We start from the raw sequence: 12345 nt of genomic DNA, 5'->3' as shown, positions 1-12345 counted from the left end.
CCGCGGCCGAGCCGGCACCGTATTTGGCCGCGCGGCGGGCGCCCGCGCTCGCCGCGGCGGCCGGGGGCGCGGCCGGCGGCGGCGTGGGCGGCGCGCCGCACGCTGCGGCTGGCGGGCTGGTGTGCGGCAGCGCCGGCGGCGGGCAACTGGGCGGGGAAGCCGGCGAGGCCGGGCCGGCGGCGGGCGGCAGCGCCGCGGCGGGGCAGGGAGTGAAGGTGCTGGCATCCTCCTCTTGAAACGGAAAAGGGCGGCCGCAACATATCGTCACAAAATCACGCGCCCGTTTTACGCCAAGCTGATTTATATTGCCTGTACTTCATTTACTTTCACTAAACGCAACCATGAAAAAAACCATGATTTCTGCGCTGGTCCTGAGCGCAGCCTCGCTCACCCTGCCAGCCGTTGCTGGTTTCGCGCCCGCCTATGCTGCGGCTCCCGCCGTGGCCGGTTTGCCGGATTTTGCCGACCTGGTTGAGCGGGTCGGGCCGGCAGTTGTGAATATCCGTACCACCGAGCGCATTACCCAGCGTGATGTCGATGCGGCCACCCAGGCCGACGAGATGCAGGAATTCCTGCGCCGCTTCTTCGGCGGCCAGGTGCCGCGCGGCCAGACCCCGCGCCGCCGCAACCTGCCGTCGCCGGGCCAGGAAATCCAGCGCGGCATCGGTTCCGGCTTTGTGGTGTCGGCCGATGGCTATGTGCTGACCAATGCCCACGTGGTGGATGGCGCGGACGAGGTCTACGTCACCATGACCGACAAGCGCGAGTTCAAGGCCAAGGTGCTGGGCGCCGATGCGCGCGCCGACGTGGCGGTGCTGAAGATCGATGCCACCAGGCTGCCGTTCCTGACGGTGGGCGACCCGAACAAGAGCCGCGTGGGCGAGTGGGTGATCGCGATTGGTTCCCCGTTCAACCTGGAAAACACCGTGACCTCCGGCATCATCTCGGCCAAGGCGCGCGATACCGGCGACCTGCTGCCCCTGATCCAGAGCGATGTGGCGGTCAACCCCGGCAACTCGGGCGGTCCGCTGATCAACCTGAAGGGCGAGGTGATCGGCATTAACTCGCAGATCGCCACCCTGTCGGGCGGTTATAACGGCATTTCCTTCGCCATCCCGATCGACGAGGCGATGCGTGTGGCCGACCAGCTGAAGAAGTCGGGCAAGGTGACCCGTGGCCGCCTGGGCGTGCAGATCGGCGAGCTGAACAAGGATGTGGCCGAGTCGCTGGGCCTGAAGAATAACAAGGGCGCCGAAGTGACCCTGATCGAGCCGGGCAGCCCGGCCGACAAGGGCGGCCTGCGCGTAGGCGACGTGGTGCTCAAGTACAACGGCAAGGACGTGGAACGCTTTGCCGACCTGACCCGCATGGTGCTGGGCACCACCCCCGGCAGCAAGGCGACCCTGACCGTCTGGCGCAAGGGTGCCCCGGCCGAAGTGCAGGTCGTTGTGGGCGAGGCTGATCCGGAGCAGCGCGTGGCTGGCCGTGCCGGTGGCAAGCGCGGCGAACAGAGGGGCGGCGCCGCACCGGCCTCGGGCGCCAATGCCCTCGGCTTCGTGGTGAGCGACCTGACTCCGGCGCAGAAGCGCGAACTCGGCGTCAACGGCGGCGTGATCGTCGAGGATACCGAAGGCGTGGCCGAAGCGGCCGGCCTGCGCCAGGGCGATATCCTGCTGATGCTGAACAACCAGGACATCGTCGACGCCAAGCAGTTCAACGCCGCCGTAGCCAAGCTCGATCCAAAGCGCGCTGCCGCCGTGCTGGTGCGCCGTGGCAACCAGGCGCAGCACTTCTCGCTGCGCCCGGCTCCCGTCGCCAAGTAAGCCTTAGCGCCCCACGCCGCCGCGTGTTTGCCGCCCCTCAAGGCGGTAAGCCCGCGGCGGCGTTACATTTGGCTTTCCCGCATCGCGCACGGAGGAAGCCATGCCGCCTGAGTTTGACAACCAGCACCCACCGGCAGAAGATGGTCGCACCGAGGTTCGTGTGACCAAGCTGGAGGCCGATGTCGTGGAAGTCAGGGAGCGTCTGATAAGGATCGAAACGCGACTGGAGCAGACTGCAACCAGGGAGGATGTCGAGCGCATGGGGGCGACACTGGTCAAGTGGATGATCGGCCTGATGTTCGGATTCACGACGATGACGATCATGGTCATGACCTTTGTTCTGAACTTCGCGGCGCCGCCCCAGGGACGCTTCGCCAAGGCGGAGCCGCTGGCCGTGGCAGTGGCGCCGGCGCCGGCGCCGGCGCCAACGCCGACGCCGACGCCTACGGCGCAACCGCCCGCCATCATTATCAACATCCCGCCGGGCGCGCTACAATGGCAGCCCGCGCCTGAGGCGCCGCCGACCAACCCACGCAAGCCCTGAATGCACTTCACCCTCTATTCCCGCTCCTACTGCCACCTGTGCGAAGACATGCTGGCCGCCCTGAACGCCCTGCAAACCCCGGAAAGACCGTTCACAGTTGAAGTAATCGACGTCGATGCCGACCCGGACCTGGTGGCGCGGTTCGACGAGCTGGTACCGGTCCTGTTTGCCAGCCTGGACGAGCCGGAGCTATGCCACTACTTCCTGGATGAGGCCAAAGTACGGGCCGTGTTGTCGAAATAATTGCATTTTAATAAGCTCCCTCTAGAAAACCGGCTTTCCACTCTGAAATCCGGTAAAATGCTGGGGGTTACCCTTGCATTGATTTCCATAAAAAGGCGCTCAAGCGCCTTTTTGTTATAGCTCGCTTCGATTTTTAATGAATAACATTCGCAATTTCTCCATCATCGCCCACATCGACCACGGCAAATCCACGCTGGCAGACCGCATCATCCAGCTGTGCGGCGGCCTGTCCGACCGCGAGATGGAAGCGCAGGTCCTCGACTCGATGGACCTGGAACGTGAACGCGGCATCACCATCAAAGCCCAGACCGCAGCCCTGAAATACAAGGCGCGCAACGGCGAGATCTACAACCTGAACCTGATCGACACCCCGGGCCACGTCGACTTCTCCTATGAAGTCAGCCGCTCCCTGTCCGCCTGCGAAGGCGCGCTGCTGGTGGTGGACGCGTCGCAGGGCGTGGAAGCGCAGACCGTGGCCAACTGCTACACCGCGCTCGACCTGGGCGTGGAAGTGGTGCCGGTGCTGAACAAGATCGACCTGCCGAACGCCGACCCGCCCACCGCGATTGCGGAAATCGAGGACGTGATCGGCATCGAAGCGGGCGACGCCGTGCAGTGCTCGGCCAAGACCGGCCTGGGCGTGGAAGACGTGCTGGAATCGATCATCGCCAAAGTGCCGCCGCCAAAGGGCGACCCGGAAGCGCCGCTGCAGGCGCTGATCATCGACTCCTGGTACGACGCCTACGTGGGCGTGGTGATGCTGGTGCGCGTGGTGAACGGCACCCTGAAGCAGAAGGACAAGATCAGCCTGATGGCCACCGGCGCCCAGCAGCTGGTGGACGACGTCGGCATCTTCTCGCCGCGCTCGGTCTCGCTGCCGCAGCTGACCGCCGGCCAGGTAGGCTTCGTCATCGCCGGCATTAAAGAACTGAAAGCCGCCCGCGTCGGCGACACCATCACCCATGTGCAGAACGGCGCCCCGGCACCGCTGCCAGGCTTCAAGGAAGTGCAGCCGCAGGTGTTCGCTGGCCTGTTCCCGGTGGAAGCGAACCAGTACGACGCGCTGCGCGACTCGCTGGAAAAGCTGAAGCTGAACGACGCCGCGCTGATGTTCGAGCCGGAAGTGTCGCAGGCGCTGGGCTTTGGCTTCCGCTGCGGCTTCCTCGGCCTGTTGCACATGGAGATCGTGCAGGAACGCCTGGAACGCGAATTCGACATGGACCTGATCACCACCGCGCCGACCGTGGTGTACGAGGTGGTCAAGCGCGACGGCACGATTATCCACGTGGACAACCCGTCGCGCATGCCGGACCCGAGCCACATCACCGAAGTGCGCGAGCCGATCGTGACGGTGAACCTGTACATGCCGCAAGAGTATGTCGGTTCCGTGATCACCCTGTGTATCGCCAAGCGCGGCATCCAGATGGACATGGCCTACCACGGCCGCCAGGTGAAGCTGGTGTACGAAATGCCGATGGCCGAGATCGTGCTGGACTTCTTCGACAAGCTGAAGTCGACCTCGCGCGGCTACGCCTCGATGGACTACGAGTTCAAGGAAAACCGCGCGGCCGACGTGGTCAAGGTCGACATGCTGATCAACAGCGAGAAGGTCGACGCGCTGGCCATCATCGTGCACCGCGCCAATGCGCCATACCGCGGCCGCGCCGTGGCGGCCAAGATGCGCGAGCTGATCCCGCGCCAGATGTTCGACGTGGCGATCCAGGCTGCCATCGGCTCCAACATCATCTCGCGTGAAAACGTGAAGGCGATGCGCAAGAACGTGCTGGCCAAGTGCTACGGCGGCGACATCACCCGTAAGAAGAAACTGCTGGAGAAGCAGAAAGCAGGTAAGAAGCGCATGAAGCAAGTGGGCTCGGTCGAGATCCCACAGGAAGCATTCCTGGCAATCCTTCAAGTGGAAGAGAAATGACACTGCAATCCATCCTGGGCAATTTCGCATTAATCCTGTTCGTCCTGATGGTGGTGACGGGGATCATCTGGGTCCTCGATCTGGCAGTCTTTGCCAAGCAGCGGCGCGCCGCTGCCGACCAGGCGCTGGCCGAGTACGACGCGCGCATGGCGCGCTCGGCCGCCAACGGCATCCGCATGGACGAGCAAGGCAACTCGCGCGCCAAGCTGGAAGCGGACATCCTGCGCCAGCCGACCTGGATCGAGTATTCGGGCAGCTTCTTCCCGGTGATTGCGCTGGTGTTCTTCCTGCGCTCCTTCCTGTGGGAGCCGTTCAAGATCCCATCGTCGTCGATGGTGCCGACCCTGCTGGTGGGCGACCTGATCCTGGTGAACAAGTACACCTATGGCATCCGCCTGCCGATCATCAACAAGAAGGTGGTGCAGCTGAACGACCCGCAGCGCGGCGACGTGATGGTGTTCAAGTATCCGAAGGATATGAGCCAGGACTACATCAAACGGGTGATTGGCGTGCCCGGTGATAAAATTGTGTATCAAAACAAGCGCTTAACGGTCAACGGCCAGGCGGTCGGCTACACCCCGATGGAAGACTACCTGGAAGAGGGCACGCTGAGCTACCAGAAGCAGTTCACTGAACAGCTGGGCAATGTGCAGCACCGCATCCTGAACAACGAAAAGGCGCCGCCAGTGCAGATTGGCCAGGTGGACGATAACTATCCGCACCGCGAGGCTTGCACTTACAACTACGAAGGCTTTTCGTGTGTAGTGCCTGAAGGAAATTACTTTATGATGGGCGACAATCGGGACAATAGTGCCGACAGCCGTATCTGGGGTTTCGTACCGGACAAGAACATTGTGGGCAAGGCCTTCTTTGTCTGGATGAACCTGGGTAATTTCAATTTCGAGCGCCTTGGCGGCATCCGCTAAGCAAACTGGGGGAAGGAATTTATGCATAAGCAGCGTCAACGCGGTATCAGCCTGGTGGGTTTGATTGTCCTGATCGCAGTCCTGGGCAGTATCGTCCTGCTGGGTATGCAGATTGTTCCGACCTATATGGAATACCGCGCCGTCCAGGGCGCGATCGAACGCGCCAAGAAAGAGGCCGGCGGCTCGGTCAAGGATATCCAGGAGTCGTTCAACAAGAGTGCGGAAGTCGGTTACATCACGGCCATTAGCGGCCGCGACCTGCTGATCGAGCGCCAGGGCGGCGAGTTGGAGATCAGCTTTGCCTACGAGAAGAAGATCCCCCTGTTCGGCCCCGCCAGTCTCCTGATGGAGTACGAGGGCACGACCGTCAAGGGTGGCGTGAAGAAAAAGGCTGAATAATAAGTGATGAATTTACAGTTATTGCAAACCAGATTGGGCTACACGTTCCAGGATGCTGGATTGCTCCAGCAGGCCCTGACGCACCGTAGCCACAGCAGTTTGCATAACGAACGTCTGGAATTCCTCGGCGACTCCATCCTCAACTGTGTGGTCGCCTCGATTTTGTACGAACGCTTCAACTCCCTCGACGAGGGCGACCTGTCGCGCGTGCGCGCCAACCTGGTCAAGCAGCAATCGCTGTTCGAAATCGCGCAGAAGCTGGAACTGTCGCAGTTCCTGCGCCTGGGCGAAGGCGAACTGAAGTCGGGCGGTTTCCGCCGCCCCTCAATCCTGGCCGACACGCTGGAAGCGCTGCTGGGCGCCATCTTCCTGGATGGCGGCTTCGACCGCGCCGCCGCCGTGGTGCGCGCCTTCTACATCCCGATCCTGGATGCGGTCGACGTGCAAACCCTGGGCAAGGACGCCAAGACCCTGCTGCAGGAATTCCTGCAATCGAAGAAGATTTCGCTGCCGCTGTACAACGTGGTGGCCACCCATGGCGCCGCCCACAGCCAGGAATTCGAGATCGAATGCCTGGTGCCCAAGCTCGGCATCCAGGTCTACGGCCGCGGCGGGAGCCGCCGCGCCGGCGAACAGGCCGCCGCCAAGCTGGCCCTGGAAGTGGCCGAAGAAGCGCTGAAGAAGGCCCCGGCCGCCGGCCGCAAGCCGCGCCAGCGCTCCGCGCAACTGAAGCTGGCCGGCATTGCGACCGTCCAGGGCGACACGGCAGCTGAAAAGAAGCTCGCCAAACAATAATTGAAACGAGTTTGACATGACTACCGCACCCACTCCCGCCGGCTTCCGCTGCGGTTATATCGCCATTGTCGGCCGCCCGAACGTAGGCAAGTCGACCCTGATGAACACCCTGATCGGCGCCAAGGTCAGCATTACCTCGCGCAAGGCGCAGACCACGCGCCACCGCATCACCGGCATCCAGACCGTGAGCGACGCCCAGTTCATCTACGTCGACACGCCCGGCTTCCAGACGCGCCACTCGAACGCGCTGAACAAGACCCTGAACAAGACGGTCACCAACACACTGGAATCGTCCGACGTGATCCTGTTCATCGTCGAAGCCGGCACCTTCGGCCCGGCCGACGAACAGGTGATGAACCTGCTGCCGAAAAACGTACCGGTACTGCTGGTGATCAACAAGTCCGACCGCGTGAAAGACAAAGCCGTGCTGATGCCGTTTGCCCAGCAAGTGGCCGCCAAGTTCAACTTTGCCGCCATTGTCCCGGTCAGCGCCAAGCTGCGCTTCCAGCTGGACGGCCTGCAAAACGAGATCAAGAAGCACCTGCCGGAAAACGAACCGATCTTCGGCGAAGACGACATTACCGACCGCAGCGAGAAATTCCTCGCCTCGGAAATCGTGCGTGAAAAGCTGTTCCGCTTTGTTGGCGACGAACTGCCGTACACCAGCACCGTGCTGATTGAAAAGTTCGAACAGGAAGGCAACCTGCGCCGCATTTTCGCCGCCATCCTGGTCGAACGCGACGGCCACAAGTCCATGATCATTGGCAACAAAGGCGCGCGCCTGAAAGAAGTCAGCACGCAAGCCCGCCTCGACATGGAAAAGCTGTTCGGCGGCCCGGTTTACCTCGAGATCTGGGTCAAAGTGAAGTCCGGCTGGGCCGACAACGAAGCCGGCCTGCGCGCCTACGGCTACGAGTAATGTCCATCCCGGGGTCAGGAAGAAAAGTGGACAAAAATTGCAGTGGCGGAAGAAATGTCCACCATTCTTCCTGACCCCAAAACGGACATTTCGGCGCCGGCGCAGAAGCGCAGGGCGCCGGGGCAGCAGCGGACGGTCGGTACCCGGGTCTTGGGCCAGCCGGCCTTTGTGCTGCATAGCTATCCTTATAAGGAAACCTCGCTCATCATCGAGCTGTTCACGCGCGACTTCGGGCGCGTGGCGCTGATCGCGAAGGGCGCCAAGCGTCCGCATTCGCAGCTGCGCGGGGTGCTGCAAACTTTCCAGCCACTTACCACCGGCTGGACCGGCAAGAATGAATTGCGTACGCTGACCGATGCCGATTGGGTCGGCGGCATGCGTCCGCTGGAAAAGACCGCGCTGCTGTGCGGCTTCTACCTCAACGAACTGCTGGTCAAGTTGACCGCGCGCGATGATGCGCACCCCAAGCTGTTCGACCATTACGTCTCCACCCTCAACCAGCTGGCGCACAACGAGCCGGCGCCGATCGTGCTGCGCAAGTTCGAAATGGCGCTGCTGCGCGAGACCGGCGTGGCGGCCGACCTGGTGCGCTGCACCGACACGCGCACAAAAGTGCTGCCCGATGTACATTACGTGGTGGACCCCGACCGCGGCCCGCGTCCCGAACGCGTCGACGACAGCGCTCCGCGCGTCGCCGGCAAGACGCTGCTGGACATGGAGCGCGAGGATTACACCGACCCGGCCACGCAGGCGCAAAGCAAGCAGCTGATGCGCTACCTGCTGTCCTGGCACCTTGGCGGCGCGCCATTGAACACGCGCCAGATATTGATCGATTTGCTGCAACTTTAAGAAAAGAATATGAGCTTCCTGTCTCCTTCCGGCACCGTCATCGACCTCGGCGTGAATATCGACCACGTCGCCACCCTGCGCAACGCGCGCGGCACCGTCTATCCGGACCCGATCCGCGCCGCGCTGCTGGCCGAGCAGGCCGGCGCCGACTGCATTACCCTGCACCTGCGCGAAGACCGCCGCCACATCAAGGACGCCGACGTGATCGCCCTGGCGCCGCAACTGGTCACGCGCATGAACCTGGAGGCTGCGGTGACGCAGGAGATGATCGACTTCGCCTGCCGCATCAAGCCGGCCGACGTCTGCCTGGTGCCGGAAAAGCGCACCGAAATCACCACCGAGGGCGGCCTGGATGTAGTGCGCTTCCACAAAGAGGTGGAGGCGGCGGTCAAGCAGCTGCAAGGGGAGGGCATCCGTGTTTCCCTGTTCATCGATGCCGATGAGGAGCAGATCAAGGCTGCCGCCGCCGTTGGCGCGCCGGTGATCGAGCTGCACACCGGCGCCTACGCCGACGCGGAAGGCGACGCGCAGGCGCGCGAGCTGCAGCGCATCAAGGACGGCGTGCGCTGGGGCGTGCAGAATGGCCTGAAGGTCAACGCCGGGCACGGCCTGCACTACACCAACGTGCAGGCGATTGCCGCGATCCCGGATATCGCGGAACTGAACATCGGCCACGCCATCGTGGCGCATTCGATCTTCGCCGGCTGGGAGAACGCCGTGCGCGAGATGAAGGCCATCATGGTCTCGACCCGCCTGGGCGCTAAATGATCTACGGCATCGGCACCGATATTTGCAAAGTGCCACGCATCGCCGCCGCGCTGGAGCGCAGCGGCGAACGCTTCGCGCGGCGCATCCTCGGTCCCGAAGAATTTGCGATCTACCAGCAGCGCTGTGAACGCAGCGTGGCGCGTGGGGTGCGCTATGCGGCCACGCGTTTCGCCGCCAAGGAAGCGTTTTCCAAAGCGCTTGGCCTGGGGCTGCGCGCTCCCATGACCTGGCACACCGCGCAACTGCTCAATGATGATTTGGGCAAGCCCTATATCGCCTGCAGCGGTTCGCTGGGCGAGTTCATGTTGCAGAACGCGCTGGTCGCCCATATCTCCGTGAGCGATGAAGAGGATTACGCGGTCGCCTACGCGATCGTCGAGCGAGCGAATGACTGAAGAAACCCAAGATCCACGCGAACAGGTAATGGCCACCGTTGCCAAGCTGCCCAACCTGCCAGGCGTGTACCGCTACTTCGACGCCGAAGACAAGGTGCTCTACGTGGGCAAGGCGCGCGACCTGAAAAAGCGCGTGTCGAGCTACTTCCAGAAGAATTTGTCGAGCCCGCGCATTGCGCTGATGGTCGAGCGTATCGCACGCCTGGAGACCACGGTCACGCGTAGCGAGGCCGAAGCGCTGATCCTGGAAAATAACCTGATCAAGGCCCTGCAGCCGCGCTACAACATCCTGTTCCGCGACGATAAGAGCTACCCCTACCTCAAGCTGACCGGCGACGAGATTCCGCGCATGGTGTACTACCGCGGCGCGGTGGACCGCAAACACCAGTACTTCGGCCCCTTCCCATCGTCGTGGGCGGTGCGCGAGTCGATGCAGATCCTGCAGAAGGTCTTCATGCTGCGCACCTGCGAGGACAGCGTGTACATGAACCGCACGCGCCCCTGCCTGCTGCACCAGATCGGCCGCTGCAGCGGCCCGTGCGTGGGCCTGATCGCGCCCGACGATTACCGTAACGACGTCAATAACGCGGCGCGCTTCCTGCGCGGGCGCCAGTCGGAGGTGATGGAGGAGCTGGAGCAGAAAATGCTCGCCTACGCCAGCGATTTGAAGTTCGAGCAGGCGGCGGCAGTGCGCAACCAGATCCAGTCGCTGTCGAAAGTGCTGCACCAGCAATCGATGGAAACCACTGGCGACCAGGATGTCGACATCCTCGCCGTGGTGGTGCAGGGCGGACGCGCCTGCGTCAACCTGGCCATGGTGCGTGGCGGCCGCCACCTGGGCGACCGCGCTTACTTCCCGACCCATGTGCTGGATGCGGAAGTGGTGGCCGAGCGCCCGATCGAGCAGGAGGTGCTGGCTGCGTTCCTGGTGCAGCACTACGTGGACAAGTCGATTCCCGGCACGCTGATCCTCAACATCGAATTCGACCAGCCGGAGCTGATCCTCGCCCTGCAGGAGCAGTGCGGCCACCGCATCAACCTCGTGTTCCAGCCGCAGGGCCAGCGCCGCCAATGGCAGGAGCTGGCGCAGAAGGGCGCCGAGATCTCGCTGGCGCGCCTGTTGTCCGAGCAAGGCTCGCAGCAAGCGCGCACGCGCGCCCTGGCTGAAGTGCTGGGGCTGGAGAACGAAGACCTCGACACCCTGCGCGTGGAATGCTTCGACATTTCTCACACGGCGGGCGAGGCGACGCAGGCTTCCTGCGTGGTGTTCCACCATCACCAGATGCAGAACGGCGAGTACCGCCGCTACAACATCAACGACATTACGCCCGGCGACGACTACGCCGCCATGCGCCAGGTGCTGACGCGCCGCTACGAAAAAGTGGCGGGCGGCGACGGCGTGATGCCGGATGTGGTGCTGATCGACGGCGGCAAAGGCCAGGTCGAAATGGCGCGCCAGGTGTTCGTCGAACTGGGGCTGGACATTGGCCTGATCGTCGGCGTGGCGAAAGGCGAGGGCAGGCGGGTCGGCCTGGAAACGCTGGTGTTCGTCGATGGACGCGCGCCGCAGGAACTGGGCAAGGAGTCGGCCGCCCTGATGCTGGTCGCCATGATCCGCGACGAAGCGCACCGCTTCGCCATTACCGGCATGCGCGCCAAACGCGCCAAGGCGCGCCAGACTTCGCGCCTGGAGGAGATTGAAGGCATCGGCGCGAAACGGCGCCAGAAGCTGCTCGCGCGCTTCGGCGGGCTGAAAGGCGTGATGAACGCCAGTGTCGAAGACTTGAAGTCGGTAGAGGGGATTTCCGATACCTTGGCTGAAGAGATCTATCGACAGCTGCACTGAAAACCGGGAAACCGGGGTACGACCCGCAGGGTCGGACCCCGATAGGCACCCGCCGCCGGCCAGGGTCCGGCCCTTGGGCCGTACCCTGGTTTCCCGGTTCAACGGTTTTCAAGCCAAACTGGCCTAACCCGCCCCGGCGTTATACACTAGCGGCGCGTCATTACAATTCTTATACACCGCATATGCCTTTCAACATCCCCATCCTGCTGACCTGGTTGCGCGTAGCGCTGATTCCCCTGGTCGTAGGCGTGTTCTACTTCCCGGACACCTGGCTCTCCGCCCACGAACGCAACGCCACCGCCACCGCCATCTTCATCGTCGCCGCCGTCACCGACTGGTTTGACGGCTTCCTGGCCCGGCGCTGGAACCAGACCTCCGCCTTCGGCGCCTTCCTCGACCCGGTAGCCGACAAACTGATGGTGGCCGCAGCGCTGCTGGTTATCGTCAACCTGCGCCAGGACCCCTGGCACCCGATTCTGGCACTGGTCATCATCGGCCGCGAAATCACGATTTCCGCCCTGCGCGAATGGATGGCCCAGATCGGCGCCTCTAAATCGGTCGCCGTGCACTCGATCGGCAAGATCAAGACCGCCGCCCAGATGACCGCCATCCCGCTGCTGCTGTACCAGGACGTGCTGTTCGGCGCCATCGATACCCGCGTGATCGGCCACATGCTGCTGTGGCTGGCCAGCGTGCTGACGGTGTGGTCCATGTTCTACTACCTCAAGAAGGCGTGGCCCCTGATCAAGGAACGTTCGGGCACGTTAACGTAAATAACAATATTGCCCCTTGACACCCGGTTTAGATCATCTATAATGCTGGCCTGCTGTTGATGACAACGCAGCGATGCAAAGCGGGAGTAGCTCAGTTGGTAGAGCGCAACCTTGCCAAGGTTGAGGTCGAGAGTT

13 protein-coding genes and 1 pseudogene are annotated in these 12345 nt (G+C 62.9%); all 14 read left to right on the top strand.

All coding sequences use genetic code 11. The features are described from left to right. Nucleotides 1–236: pseudogene (locus ACE3TQ_RS26090) on the top strand (hypothetical protein); the annotation flags it as partial. Nucleotides 237–353: 117 nt separating this feature from the next. Continuing rightward, nucleotides 354–1823: a DegQ family serine endoprotease gene (locus ACE3TQ_RS26085; protein WP_374586547.1), complete on the top strand. Its 1470-nt coding sequence runs from the start codon at nucleotides 354–356 to the stop codon at nucleotides 1821–1823. Nucleotides 1824–1923: 100 nt separating this feature from the next. Continuing rightward, nucleotides 1924–2367: a hypothetical protein gene (locus ACE3TQ_RS26080; protein WP_374586546.1), complete on the top strand. Its 444-nt coding sequence runs from the start codon at nucleotides 1924–1926 to the stop codon at nucleotides 2365–2367. Then, nucleotides 2368–2610 (top strand): glutaredoxin family protein, encoded by a 243-nt coding sequence (locus ACE3TQ_RS26075; RefSeq protein ID WP_374586544.1) that lies wholly within the window; start codon nucleotides 2368–2370, stop codon nucleotides 2608–2610. Nucleotides 2611–2746: 136 nt separating this feature from the next. Further along, entirely contained in the window at nucleotides 2747–4540 is a 1794-nt protein-coding gene (lepA, locus tag ACE3TQ_RS26070) for a translation elongation factor 4 (RefSeq protein ID WP_374586542.1), read from the top strand. Next, nucleotides 4537–5466, top strand: coding sequence for a signal peptidase I (gene lepB, locus ACE3TQ_RS26065; RefSeq protein ID WP_374586540.1), 930 nt, complete (start codon nucleotides 4537–4539; stop codon nucleotides 5464–5466). Before lepA ends, lepB begins: the two co-directional genes overlap by 4 nt. Before the next feature lie 21 nt (nucleotides 5467–5487). Beyond that, nucleotides 5488–5865 (top strand): DUF4845 domain-containing protein, encoded by a 378-nt coding sequence (locus tag ACE3TQ_RS26060; RefSeq protein ID WP_374586539.1) that lies wholly within the window; start codon nucleotides 5488–5490, stop codon nucleotides 5863–5865. Between the two features lie 6 nt (nucleotides 5866–5871). After that, nucleotides 5872–6660 (top strand): ribonuclease III, encoded by a 789-nt coding sequence (gene rnc / locus ACE3TQ_RS26055; RefSeq protein WP_374586536.1) that lies wholly within the window; start codon nucleotides 5872–5874, stop codon nucleotides 6658–6660. A 16-nt stretch (nucleotides 6661–6676) separates the two neighbouring features. Next, nucleotides 6677–7579, top strand: a complete 903-nt coding sequence (gene era, locus ACE3TQ_RS26050) for a GTPase Era (RefSeq protein ID WP_374586534.1) — start codon at nucleotides 6677–6679, stop codon at nucleotides 7577–7579. A 54-nt stretch (nucleotides 7580–7633) separates the two neighbouring features. Then, on the top strand, nucleotides 7634–8428 hold the full coding sequence (gene recO / locus ACE3TQ_RS26045; RefSeq protein WP_374586532.1) for a DNA repair protein RecO: 795 nt from the start codon (nucleotides 7634–7636) through the stop codon (nucleotides 8426–8428). Nucleotides 8429–8437: 9 nt separating this feature from the next. Then, nucleotides 8438–9196 (top strand): pyridoxine 5'-phosphate synthase, encoded by a 759-nt coding sequence (gene pdxJ / locus ACE3TQ_RS26040; RefSeq protein WP_374586529.1) that lies wholly within the window; start codon nucleotides 8438–8440, stop codon nucleotides 9194–9196. Further along, a complete protein-coding gene (gene acpS / locus ACE3TQ_RS26035) occupies nucleotides 9193–9591 on the top strand; it encodes a holo-ACP synthase (protein WP_374586527.1) in 399 nt (132 codons plus the stop codon). Before pdxJ ends, acpS begins: the two co-directional genes overlap by 4 nt. After that, nucleotides 9584–11437: an excinuclease ABC subunit UvrC gene (uvrC, locus tag ACE3TQ_RS26030; protein ID WP_374586525.1), complete on the top strand. Its 1854-nt coding sequence runs from the start codon at nucleotides 9584–9586 to the stop codon at nucleotides 11435–11437. The genes acpS and uvrC overlap by 8 nt, the downstream gene beginning before the upstream one ends. A gap of 182 nt (nucleotides 11438–11619) precedes the next feature. Next, the gene (pgsA, locus tag ACE3TQ_RS26025; RefSeq protein WP_374586523.1) at nucleotides 11620–12210 is read left to right on the top strand and encodes a CDP-diacylglycerol--glycerol-3-phosphate 3-phosphatidyltransferase; all 591 of its coding nucleotides are present in this window, start codon (nucleotides 11620–11622) and stop codon (nucleotides 12208–12210) included. Nucleotides 12211–12345 lie beyond the last annotated feature (135 nt).

The sequence above is a fragment of the Pseudoduganella sp. genome, assembly GCF_041914865.1.
Lineage (GTDB): Bacteria > Pseudomonadota > Gammaproteobacteria > Burkholderiales > Burkholderiaceae_D > Rugamonas.
This window is presented reverse-complemented; position numbering and strand designations above follow the sequence as displayed.

What these genes read in the sequence shown, in the direction of transcription:
- ACE3TQ_RS26085 (WP_374586547.1), top strand. Translation starts at nt 354, where the DNA reads ATGATTTCTGCGCTGGTCCTGAGCGCAGCCTCGCTCACCCTGCCAGCC.
- uvrC (WP_374586525.1), top strand. Translation starts at nt 9,584, where the DNA reads ATGACTGAAGAAACCCAAGATCCACGCGAACAGGTAATGGCCACCGTT.
- lepB (WP_374586540.1), top strand. Translation starts at nt 4,537, where the DNA reads ATGACACTGCAATCCATCCTGGGCAATTTCGCATTAATCCTGTTCGTC.
- ACE3TQ_RS26075 (WP_374586544.1), top strand. Translation starts at nt 2,368, where the DNA reads ATGCACTTCACCCTCTATTCCCGCTCCTACTGCCACCTGTGCGAAGAC.
- pdxJ (WP_374586529.1), top strand. Translation starts at nt 8,438, where the DNA reads ATGAGCTTCCTGTCTCCTTCCGGCACCGTCATCGACCTCGGCGTGAAT.
- rnc (WP_374586536.1), top strand. Translation starts at nt 5,872, where the DNA reads ATGAATTTACAGTTATTGCAAACCAGATTGGGCTACACGTTCCAGGAT.
- pgsA (WP_374586523.1), top strand. Translation starts at nt 11,620, where the DNA reads ATGCCTTTCAACATCCCCATCCTGCTGACCTGGTTGCGCGTAGCGCTG.
- lepA (WP_374586542.1), top strand. Translation starts at nt 2,747, where the DNA reads ATGAATAACATTCGCAATTTCTCCATCATCGCCCACATCGACCACGGC.
- acpS (WP_374586527.1), top strand. Translation starts at nt 9,193, where the DNA reads ATGATCTACGGCATCGGCACCGATATTTGCAAAGTGCCACGCATCGCC.
- era (WP_374586534.1), top strand. Translation starts at nt 6,677, where the DNA reads ATGACTACCGCACCCACTCCCGCCGGCTTCCGCTGCGGTTATATCGCC.
- ACE3TQ_RS26080 (WP_374586546.1), top strand. Translation starts at nt 1,924, where the DNA reads ATGCCGCCTGAGTTTGACAACCAGCACCCACCGGCAGAAGATGGTCGC.
- ACE3TQ_RS26060 (WP_374586539.1), top strand. Translation starts at nt 5,488, where the DNA reads ATGCATAAGCAGCGTCAACGCGGTATCAGCCTGGTGGGTTTGATTGTC.
- recO (WP_374586532.1), top strand. Translation starts at nt 7,634, where the DNA reads ATGTCCACCATTCTTCCTGACCCCAAAACGGACATTTCGGCGCCGGCG.